Raw genomic sequence first — 9,125 nt, 5'->3', positions numbered from 1 at the left:
CCGGCGCACCGGCGTCCGGCCTGCTCACCGGCGCGGAGCCGGACGCCTGCGGGGCGAACGGCGACGAGGCGAACGGCGCGTCGGGCGCGCTGCTGTCCTCGCCGGGTGCGAACGGCGACCGGGAGCCGAGCGCGGCGTCGTCGCCGGGTGCGAACGGTGACCGGGGGCCGGGGGCGTCGTCGCCGGGTGCGAACGGCGATCGGGAGCCGGGGGCGTCGTCGCCGGGTGCGAACGGGGAGCGGGAGCCGGGGGCGTCGTCGCCGCCCGGTGCGAACGGGGAGCGTGAACCCGGCACGGACCCGGTCCGGGGCCCGGCCGGCGCCTGGCCGTTGGCGATCGGGGCGCCGCCGTGCCGGGGCCCGGCGTCGCCGTTGCGGTGGCCGTTGGTCTCGACCGGCGGGAAGCCGACCTGGTTGCCCCACCGGGAGCCGTTGGAGCCCCCGAGCAGCGCGTCGGCCGGGCGGCGGGAGCCGAGGGCGACCATCTGAGTGTCGCTGGTCAGCGCCGGGTGTGGCCGCGGCGGCGCGAACGGATTCTGGGCCGGCTCCTCGGACCCCTGCTGATCATCCTGCGGCTGGGACTGCTGATCGCTCACCTGCGGGTGCTCCCCGGTCGGGCCGGCGGCGCCGGCTTGCTGGTCGGACGTGGGCGCCGTGGCGGCGCCACCGGACCCGGGAGACACGTCCGGATCCTCATCGGACTGCCGCTGGGCCGGCGCGGCCGCCCCGTGCACCGGCCAGAAGCGGGCGAGGCCACGCGCCTGGCGGTTGTGGTCGGGCTCGGACGTCGGCTCCATCGGTTCAAGACTCCCGTTCCAGTGACGGCACGATCCACGCCGGGGGAGACCGGGCGGACGGCGGGCGCAGCACCCGGGCATGCGGCGCACGACGACGGTACCGTCATCGGCCGTCCGGTCACACCCCCAGTCCGGGTCAGTGACCGGATCGTGGGTTCCGGCACGCCCGGGTGGACGGTCGCAGACGATGCGGGACAATCTGACACTGTGCCCGCATCTGACCTTGAGAACGGACCCGTATCCGCGCTGGACCCGGCCATCGCCGCCCGTCTGCGCCGCACCCCCGACGGCCTGGTGGCCGCGATCGTCCAGGAGTACGGCACCCGCGACGTGCTGATGATGGCATGGATGGACGACGAGGCGCTGCACCGCACGCTGTCCACGGGCCGGGCCACCTACTGGTCCCGCAGCCGCCGGGAATACTGGGTCAAGGGCGCCACCTCGGGTCACCACCAGTACGTGAGATCGGTCGCGCTCGACTGCGACGGCGACGCGCTGCTGGTCACGGTCGAGCAGGTCGGCGCGGCCTGCCACACCGGAACACACACCTGCTTCTCCGAAGCTCTGCCCACGAACCAGGAGGGGCGCTCGTGACCACCACCGGAGCGGTTTCGCCCGATGAGGACGGTTTCGTCGCCCAGGCCGCCCGGCGCCGGGTGGTTCCCGTCACCCGGCGGCTGCTGGCCGACGGCGAGACCCCGGTCGGCGTCTACCGCAAGCTCGCCGGCGGGCCGGGCACCTTCCTGCTCGAGTCCGCCGAGCAGGGCGCCGGCACCGCCGCCTGGTCGCGCTACTCGTTCATCGGCGTCCGCAGCGCCGCGACGCTTGTCGAGCGCGACGGCCAGGCCGCCTGGCTCGGCAGCCCGCCCGACGGCGTACCGGTGTCGGGCGATCCGGTGGTCGCCCTGCGGGAGACCGTCGCGGCCCTGGCCGCCGCCGAGGAGCCCGGCAACCTCGACGACCTGCCGCCGCTGACCGGCGGCATGGTCGGCTACCTCAGCTACGACCTGATCCGCCGCTTCGAGCGGCTGCCCGCGATCGCCGCGGACGACGTGCCCCTGCCCGAGCTGGGCATGATGCTCGCCACCGACCTGGTGGTGCTCGACCACTACGACGGCTCGGCGATCCTGGTCGCCAACGCGATCCTGCCCGCCGGCGCGGACCCGGCGGCGGCCCGCGCTGCCTACCACCAGGCGGTCGGGCGGCTCGACGCGATGACGACCGCGCTGTCGCGGCCCACCCCGCCGATGATCGCCACGGTCGAGCGGGTGTCGCCCGGCGAGGTGGTCAGCCGCACCGCGCCGGGTGACTATCAGAAGGCCGTCGAGGCCGCCAAGGAGGCGATCCGGGCCGGCGAGTGCTTCCAGATCGTCGTCGCCCAGCGCTTCGAGCGGGCCACCGACGCGGATCCGCTCGACGTCTACCGGGTGCTGCGGGCCACCAACCCGAGCCCCTACATGTACCTGCTGCGCTTCGACGACTTCGACATCGTCGGCTCGTCGCCGGAGGCCCACCTCAAGGTCAGCGCCGAGGAGGGCGGGGTGCGCCGGGCCCTGCTGCACCCGATCGCCGGCACCCGGTGGCGCGGCGCCACGCCCGAGCAGGACAACGCGCTCGCGGCCGAGCTGCTCGCCGACCCGAAGGAACGCTCCGAGCACGTCATGCTCGTCGACCTGGGCCGCAACGACCTGGGCCGGGTCTGCCGGGCCGGCACGGTCGAGGTGCCGGACTTCGCCCGCATCGAGCGCTACAGCCACGTCATGCACATCGTCTCGACCGTGGTCGGCGAGCTGCGCGACGACCGCAGCGCCTTCGACGCGCTGGCCGCGACGTTCCCGGCCGGGACGCTGTCGGGCGCGCCCAAGGTCCGGGCCATGGAGATCATCGAGGGTCTCGAGCCGACCCGCCGCGGCCTGTACGGCGGCACGGTCGGCTACTTCGGCTTCGCGGGCGACATGGACATGGCGATCGCGATCCGCACGGCGCTGCTGCGCGGCGGCACGGCCTACGTGGGCGCCGGCGCCGGCATCGTGGCCGACTCCGACCCGGCCGCCGAGGAGCAGGAGAGCCGCAACAAGGCCGCCGCGGTGCTGGCCGCGATCGCCGCCGCCGAGACGCTGCGCGCGGCCCGCTGATGAGCGCCGGGCGCCGCCTGACGGTCGCGGTCCTGCTCTGCGTGGCAGGCGCTGGCCTGGCGATCTACGGCGTCACCCGCACGTGGTCGGAGATCGTGACCGCCCGGCCCGGCCTGTCGGCGCTGCGGGCGGCCCGCACGGGCGCGGACGTCGCGCCGTGGGTGATCGGCCTGGCGCTGGTCGCGCTCGCGGGCGCCGGCGCGCTGCTGGCCGTCCGGGGAACGCCGCGGCGGGTGCTCGGCGGGCTGCTCGCCCTCACCGGCCTCGGCGTCGCGGCGGCCGCGATCGCCGGCCGGGCGGGGCTGGACACCGGCTCGGCGGGCGCGGGCGCCACGATCTGGCCGGTGGCCTGCGTCGCCGGCGGCCTGCTGATCATGCTCGGTGGGCTGTCAGCGGCCCGATACGGCCACGAGTGGCCGGCGATGGGCGCCCGCTACGAACGCCGCGCCGCGCCGGTGCGCGCTGACGACGGGCGCGCTGACGACGGGCGCGCTGACGACGGGCGCGCTGACGACGGCCGGCGGTCGGACGCCGATCAGCGGGTGGACACGAGGGCGGTCTGGGACGCGCTGGACCGCGGCGACGACCCGACGGAACGCTGACCGCGGGCCGGTCGGGCGGCGATCATCGCGACCTGCGCCTCGACCTTGGCGCGGGCCTCCGCGCGGGCGCGGTCGGCGCACATGGCTGCCCAGGCGTTGCCCTGTGCCGTGCGCACGTTCGCGTCACCGACCACGCGGCGCTCGACGTCGGCGACGAGGTCCGCGGCCGCCGCGACGACCACGCGGGAGATGGCGGCGAAACCAACCTCTTCAGCAGTCATGGTCCACTCCACAAAGACTCGTTCCGGGGCCGGCGTTCCCCACCGCCGACCAGTCTGCCCGAGTCACAGGATGCCCGTGTCGTATTTCCGACCGGTGACACCACCGTCAACGCTGAGGGCGGTCAGCCGATCATCCAGGGGGTCCCAGCTAGCCGGAAGATGCGCAGGAGGAGGATGTGAGTGAACTGACATCCGCCACCCGGCAGCGCATTATGCCGCAACCCACCTCGTGAGGCGGGCCATACCCCGGAGGGCTGGACGTGTCGGCGGCCACCTAGCATCGGGCCGAGGACACCCGGAGAGGGGAGTCATTAGGTGACATCCGATCAGGCGGAAGCGGGCAGTGGCGGACCCGCGGAGCGTGGCGCAGAACCGCAGAACGTGCTCGAGGAGATCCTCGCCGGAGTGCGCGAGGACGTCGCGGCCCGGCAGAAGCTGATTTCGCTGGAGCAGGTGCGTGACCTCGCCGCGGCGGCCCCGCCGGCGATCGACGCGTACGCGGCGCTGCGTAAGCCCGGCGTGGCGGTGATCGCGGAGGTCAAGCGGTCGTCGCCGTCCAAGGGCGCGCTGGCGGACATCCCGGACCCGGCCGAGCTGGCCGGGGAGTACGCGGCGGGCGGCGCCCGCTGCATCAGCGTCCTCACCGAGGGGCGCTGGTTCGGCGGTTCGCTCGACGACCTGGCCGCGGTGCGCGCCGCGGTCTCCGTGCCGGTGCTGCGCAAGGACTTCGTCGTCTCCAGCTATCAGGTGCACGAGGCCCGGGCACACGGCGCCGACCTCGTCCTGCTCATCGTGGCGGCGCTGGAGCAGAACGTGCTCGTCGGCCTGCTCGAGCGCATCGAGTCGCTGGGCATGACGGCGCTCGTCGAGGTGCACAACGAGGAGGAGGCCGACCGGGCTCTCGACGCCGGAGCCCAGGTCATCGGCGTCAACGCCCGCGACCTGCGCACCCTCGAGGTGGACCGGTCCGTGTTCGAGCGGATCGCGCCCGGCCTGCCGAACAACGTCGTCAAGATCGCCGAGTCCGGCGTGCGCGGCCCGCACGACCTGATCCGCTACGCCTCGGCCGGCGCGGACGCCGTGCTGGTCGGCGAGGGTCTGGTCACGAAGAAGAGCCCGCGCGACGCCGTCGCCGAGCTGGTCAACGCGGGCAACCACCCGGCGACACCGCGGCCGGTGCGATGAGTGACCTGGGCGCCGGCACGCCGGTGCTGCCGGACCTCGCCGGTCACTTCGGGCGATACGGCGGGCGCTTCGTTCCGGAGGCGCTCGTCCGGGCCCTCGACGAGCTGGAGGCGGCGTACCGGGCGGCGAAGGTCGATCCCGAGTTCCAGGAGCGGTTCGGCGGGCTGCTGCGCGACTACGCGGGCACGCCGTCGCTGCTGTACTCCGCCGAGCGGCTCTCCGCGGCGCTCGGCGCCGAGGTGCTGCTCAAGCGCGAGGACCTGAACCACACCGGCGCGCACAAGGTGCGCAACGTGCTGGGCCAGGCCCTGCTCGCCAAGCGGATGGGCAAGCCGCGGGTGATCGCCGAGACGGGCGCGGGCCAGCACGGCGTCGCCAGCGCCACCGCGGCCGCCCTGCTCGACCTCGAGTGCGTGGTCTACATGGGCGAGATGGACACCGAGCGGCAGGCGCTGAACGTGGCCCGGATGCGCATGCTCGGCGCCACCGTCGTGCCGGTGTCGAACGGCTCGCGCACGCTCAAGGACGCGCTCAACGAGGCCCTGCGCGACTGGGTCTCCAGCGTCGACACGACGCACTACCTGCTGGGCACGGCGGCCGGGCCGCACCCGTTCCCGGAGATCGTCCGCGACTTCGTCGGCGGCATCGGCGTCGAGGCCCGCGCGCAGTGCCTCGACAGGATCGGCCGGCTGCCGGACGCGGTCGCCGCCTGCATCGGCGGCGGCTCGAACGCGATCGGCATCTTCCACGCCTTCGTCCCGGACCCCGACGTGCGCCTCTACGGCTTCGAGGCGGGCGGTGACGGCCTCGAGACGGGCCGGCACGCCGCGTCGATCACCGGCGGCACCGCGGGCGTGCTGCACGGCGCCCGCACGTACGTGCTGCAGGACGACGACGGCCAGACCATCGAGTCGCACTCGATCTCGGCCGGGCTCGACTACCCGGGCGTCGGCCCGGAGCACGCCTGGCTGCACGACACCGGCCGGGCCCGCTACGAGCCGGTCACCGACGACGAGGCGATGGCGGCGTTCCAGCTGCTCTGCCGCACCGAGGGCATCATCCCGGCGATCGAGAGCGCGCACGCCCTGGCCGGCGCCGCGCGGATCGTGCCGCAGCTGACCGCCGAGCTCGGCCGCACCCCGACGATCGTGATCAACCTGTCCGGCCGCGGTGACAAGGACGTGCACACCGCCGGCGCCTATTTCGGCATCCTCGACCAGGTCGAGACGCTCGTCCCCGGGGAGAACGCGTGAGCATCGCCGAGACCTTCGGCAAGGCGAAGGCCGAGGGCCGCGCGGTCCTCGTCGGCTGCATGCCGGCCGGCTTCCCGACCGTGGACGACAGCATCGCCTCGATGGTGGCCATGGCACGGGCCGGCTGCGACGTCATCGAGGTCGAGCTGCCGTACTCGGACCCGGTGATGGACGGGCCGGTGATCCAGCGGGCGAGCGACATCGCCCTGGCCGCCGGCGTGCGCACCCGGGACACGCTGCGCATCATCGAGGCGGTCGCTGACGCCGGCGCCACGGTCGTGCTGATGACCTACTGGAACCCGGTGGAGAAGTACGGCGTGGACGCGTTCGCCCGCGACCTCGCCGCGGCCGGCGCGACCGGCATGATCACCCCCGACCTGATCCCGGACGAGGCCGCGGAGTGGATCGCCGCCGCGGACCGGTACTCGATCGACCGCACCTTCCTGGTCTCGCCGTCGTCGACGGACGCCCGGCTGGCCATGACGGTCGGTCAATGCCGCGGCTTCGTCTACGCGACCGCGCTGATGGGCGTCACCGGCGCCCGCACCCAGGTGTCGTCGCAGGCTCCCGAGCTGGTCGCGCGGGTCCGCGCGGTGGACCCGGGCATGCCGGTCGGCGTCGGCCTGGGCGTCGGCACGGGCGCGCAGGCGGCCGAGGTCGCCGCGTTCGCCGACGGCGTGATCGTCGGCAGCGCGTTGATCCGCTGCGTGCTGGAGGCCCCCGACCGGGGCACCGGACTGGACCGGCTGCGCGCGCTGAGCGCGGAGCTGGCGGAAGGCGTTCGGGCCAGTAAACCCTTGTGATTGCCGATCCAGGGATCGGCGGTAGGGTGCCCGCGTGAACCTAGCCGCCATTCCCAGCCCAACGACCTCGGTCTGGCATGTCATCGGACTGCCGCTGCGGGCCTACGCGCTCTGCATCGTCCTGGGCATCGTCGTCGCCGTCCTCGTCATGGAGCACCGACTGCGCCGCCGCGGCGTGGCCCCGTGGGCCTCGCTGGACATGGCCGTGTGGGCGGTGCCGTTCGGCATCGTCGGCGCGCGGATCTACCACGTCATCACCTCGCCGGGGGAGTACTTCGGCTCCGGCGGTGACCCGATCCGGGTCTTCCAGATCTGGGAGGGCGGCCTGGGCATCTGGGGCGCGGTCGCCGGCGGCGCGCTGGGCGCCTGGATCGCGGCCCGCCAGCTGGGCCTGCCGCTGAGCGTCTTCGCCGACGCGCTGGCGCCGGCGCTGCCGCTGGCCCAGGCGATCGGCCGGCTCGGCAACTGGTTCAACAACGAGCTGTACGGCAGCGTCACGACCCTGCCGTGGGGCCTGCAGGTGCACGACATGGACCGCTCGAACCCGGGGCACGCCACGGTCATCGACGGCAAGGCGGTGACCCTGCCGGACCTGTACCACCCGACGTTCCTCTACGAGGCCCTGTGGGACCTCGGCGTCGCCGGCCTGGTCTTCTGGCTCGACCGCAGGTACAAGTTCGGCAAGGGCCGGGCGTTCGCGGTCTACGTGATGGCCTACACCGTCGGCCGGGCCTGGATCGAGGTGCTGCGCGTCGACGAGGCCAACCACTTCTTCGGCGTACGGCTGAACGTCTTCACCTCCGTGGTGGTCTTCCTCGGCGCGCTGATCTACTTCCTGCTGGTCAAGGGCCCCCGCGAGTACGTGGTGCCGATCGACGCGCCCGAGACGGCGCCGGAGCCGGCCGCCGAGGCCGACGGCTCGCAGGTCGACGCGGAGGGCGGCCCGGTGCAGGTCAAGGCGCCGAAGGCGTACCAGGTGGTCAGCGAGGAACGCTTCCTGGCGTACGAGAGCACCGGCGTACTGCCGCCCGAGACGCCCGGGGCCGAGGCCGCGGACACCCCGGCGGACGACGGCGACGACAGATCGTCCGCGTCCGCCTCCACCGACGAGCACTGACCGCCGGCCAGGCGAGAGGCGGCGGCGTGCGTACGGCCGTGGTGGTCGGTGCCGGCATGGCCGGGCTGGCCGCCGCCGGTGCCCTGGCCCGCGAGGGCTGGCAGGTGACCCTGCTCGAGCGGGGCGAGCGGGTGGCCGCGTCCCCGACCGCGCTCGTGCTGTGGCCGAACGGGCGGCGTGCCCTGGAGGCCCTCGACCCGGACGGCGGCTGGTCGGCGATCGCGTCGCCGCTGCCCGACGGCGGCGTGCGCCGGCCCGACGGCCAGTGGCTGGCCGCGCCCCGCGCCCGGCCGGGTGCCGGCCCCGCCCCGGCGGTCGTGCACCTGGAGGACCTCTACGACGCCCTGGTCGCCGGGCTCGGCGAGCGGGTCGACATCCGTACCGGCGTGGAGATCACCGCGGTGCGCACCGGCCGCGCCCAGCGGCCCTGCGCCGCGGCCGGCGACAACCTGTTCGAGGCCGACCTGCTGGTCGCCGCCGACGGCATCGACAGCGCGGTCCGCCGCGCGCTGGCGCCGGAGGCCGCCGCGGTCGGGTCCGGCTTCGCCGCGTGGCAGGCGGTCATCCCCGGCTTCCGGGTGCCGGACCTGCCCGCGGACCAGCTGGCCGGCGGCGAGACGCTGGGCGCCGGCTACCGCTTCGTCTCGATGCCGCTCGGCGAGCACGCGGCCGGCCGCGGCGGCGTCTACTGGGTCGCCACCGCCGCGGGCGCGCCCCGGCCGGAGTCCGCGGCCACCCAGCTCGCCCTGCTGCGGCGCTGGTTCGCGAGCTGGCACGCCCCGGTCGGCGCGCTGCTGGCCGCGACCCGGCCCGAGGATCTGGTGCCGCAGGAGGTCAGGGAGCTGCGGCCGCTGCCGCGCGCCTACGGCTTCCGGGCGGGCTCGGGCGGCGTGGTGCTGCTCGGCGACGCCGCGCACGCGATGCCGCACCACCTGGGGCAGGGCGCCTGCCTGGCGTTCGAGGACGCGGCGACGCTGCGGTCGCTGGTCGCCGACTGCGCGCCCGGTGCCCAG

9 protein-coding genes and 1 pseudogene are annotated in these 9,125 nt (G+C 74.7%); 8 read left to right on the top strand and 2 right to left on the bottom strand.

Features of this window, described 5'->3' with window-relative positions; translation table 11 throughout:
* Positions 1-796, bottom strand: a pseudogene (locus tag AB0F10_RS41865) (hypothetical protein); the annotation flags it as partial.
* Between the two features lie 207 nt (positions 797-1,003).
* Between AB0F10_RS41865 and hisI the strand changes: the two are divergent.
* The 3 genes from hisI to AB0F10_RS41850 are packed head-to-tail and all read left to right on the top strand — an operon-like array spanning position 1,004 to position 3,533.
* Positions 1,004-1,390, top strand: a complete 387-nt coding sequence (gene hisI, locus AB0F10_RS41860) for a phosphoribosyl-AMP cyclohydrolase (RefSeq protein ID WP_360639057.1) — start codon at positions 1,004-1,006, stop codon at positions 1,388-1,390.
* On the top strand, positions 1,387-2,931 hold the full coding sequence (locus AB0F10_RS41855; RefSeq protein ID WP_360639054.1) for an anthranilate synthase component I: 1,545 nt from the start codon (positions 1,387-1,389) through the stop codon (positions 2,929-2,931). Before hisI ends, AB0F10_RS41855 begins: the two co-directional genes overlap by 4 nt.
* Positions 2,931-3,533: a Trp biosynthesis-associated membrane protein gene (locus AB0F10_RS41850; protein ID WP_360639051.1), complete on the top strand. Its 603-nt coding sequence runs from the start codon at positions 2,931-2,933 to the stop codon at positions 3,531-3,533. The genes AB0F10_RS41855 and AB0F10_RS41850 overlap by 1 nt, the downstream gene beginning before the upstream one ends.
* Here AB0F10_RS41850 and AB0F10_RS41845 read toward each other — a convergent pair.
* On the bottom strand, positions 3,467-3,754 hold the full coding sequence (locus AB0F10_RS41845) for a hypothetical protein (protein ID WP_360639048.1): 288 nt from the start codon (positions 3,752-3,754) through the stop codon (positions 3,467-3,469). The genes AB0F10_RS41850 and AB0F10_RS41845 overlap by 67 nt on opposite strands.
* A 381-nt stretch (positions 3,755-4,135) precedes the next feature.
* Between AB0F10_RS41845 and trpC the strand changes: the two genes are divergently transcribed.
* From trpC to AB0F10_RS41820, 5 genes are all read left to right on the top strand, one after another.
* Entirely contained in the window at positions 4,136-4,939 is an 804-nt protein-coding gene (gene trpC, locus AB0F10_RS41840) for an indole-3-glycerol phosphate synthase TrpC (protein ID WP_360639060.1), read from the top strand.
* A complete protein-coding gene (gene trpB / locus AB0F10_RS41835; protein ID WP_360639045.1) occupies positions 4,936-6,192 on the top strand; it encodes a tryptophan synthase subunit beta in 1,257 nt (418 codons plus the stop codon). Before trpC ends, trpB begins: the two co-directional genes overlap by 4 nt.
* Positions 6,189-6,995: a tryptophan synthase subunit alpha gene (gene trpA, locus AB0F10_RS41830; protein WP_360639042.1), complete on the top strand. Its 807-nt coding sequence runs from the start codon at positions 6,189-6,191 to the stop codon at positions 6,993-6,995. The genes trpB and trpA overlap by 4 nt, the downstream gene beginning before the upstream one ends.
* Before the next feature lie 34 nt (positions 6,996-7,029).
* Positions 7,030-8,112 carry a prolipoprotein diacylglyceryl transferase gene (lgt, locus tag AB0F10_RS41825; RefSeq protein WP_360639039.1) on the top strand — a complete coding sequence of 361 codons (1,083 nt, stop codon included), beginning with the start codon at positions 7,030-7,032 and terminating at the stop codon, positions 8,110-8,112.
* A 26-nt stretch (positions 8,113-8,138) separates the two neighbouring features.
* The coding region (locus AB0F10_RS41820; protein ID WP_360639036.1) for an NAD(P)/FAD-dependent oxidoreductase at positions 8,139-9,125 on the top strand (987 nt) is incomplete at its 3' end.

It is taken from the genome of Actinoplanes sp. NPDC026623, from assembly GCF_040638275.1.
Lineage (GTDB): Bacteria > Actinomycetota > Actinomycetes > Mycobacteriales > Micromonosporaceae > Actinoplanes.
The sequence above is the reverse complement of the archived record's forward strand: the minus strand, read 5'-3'. Positions and strand labels throughout refer to the sequence as shown.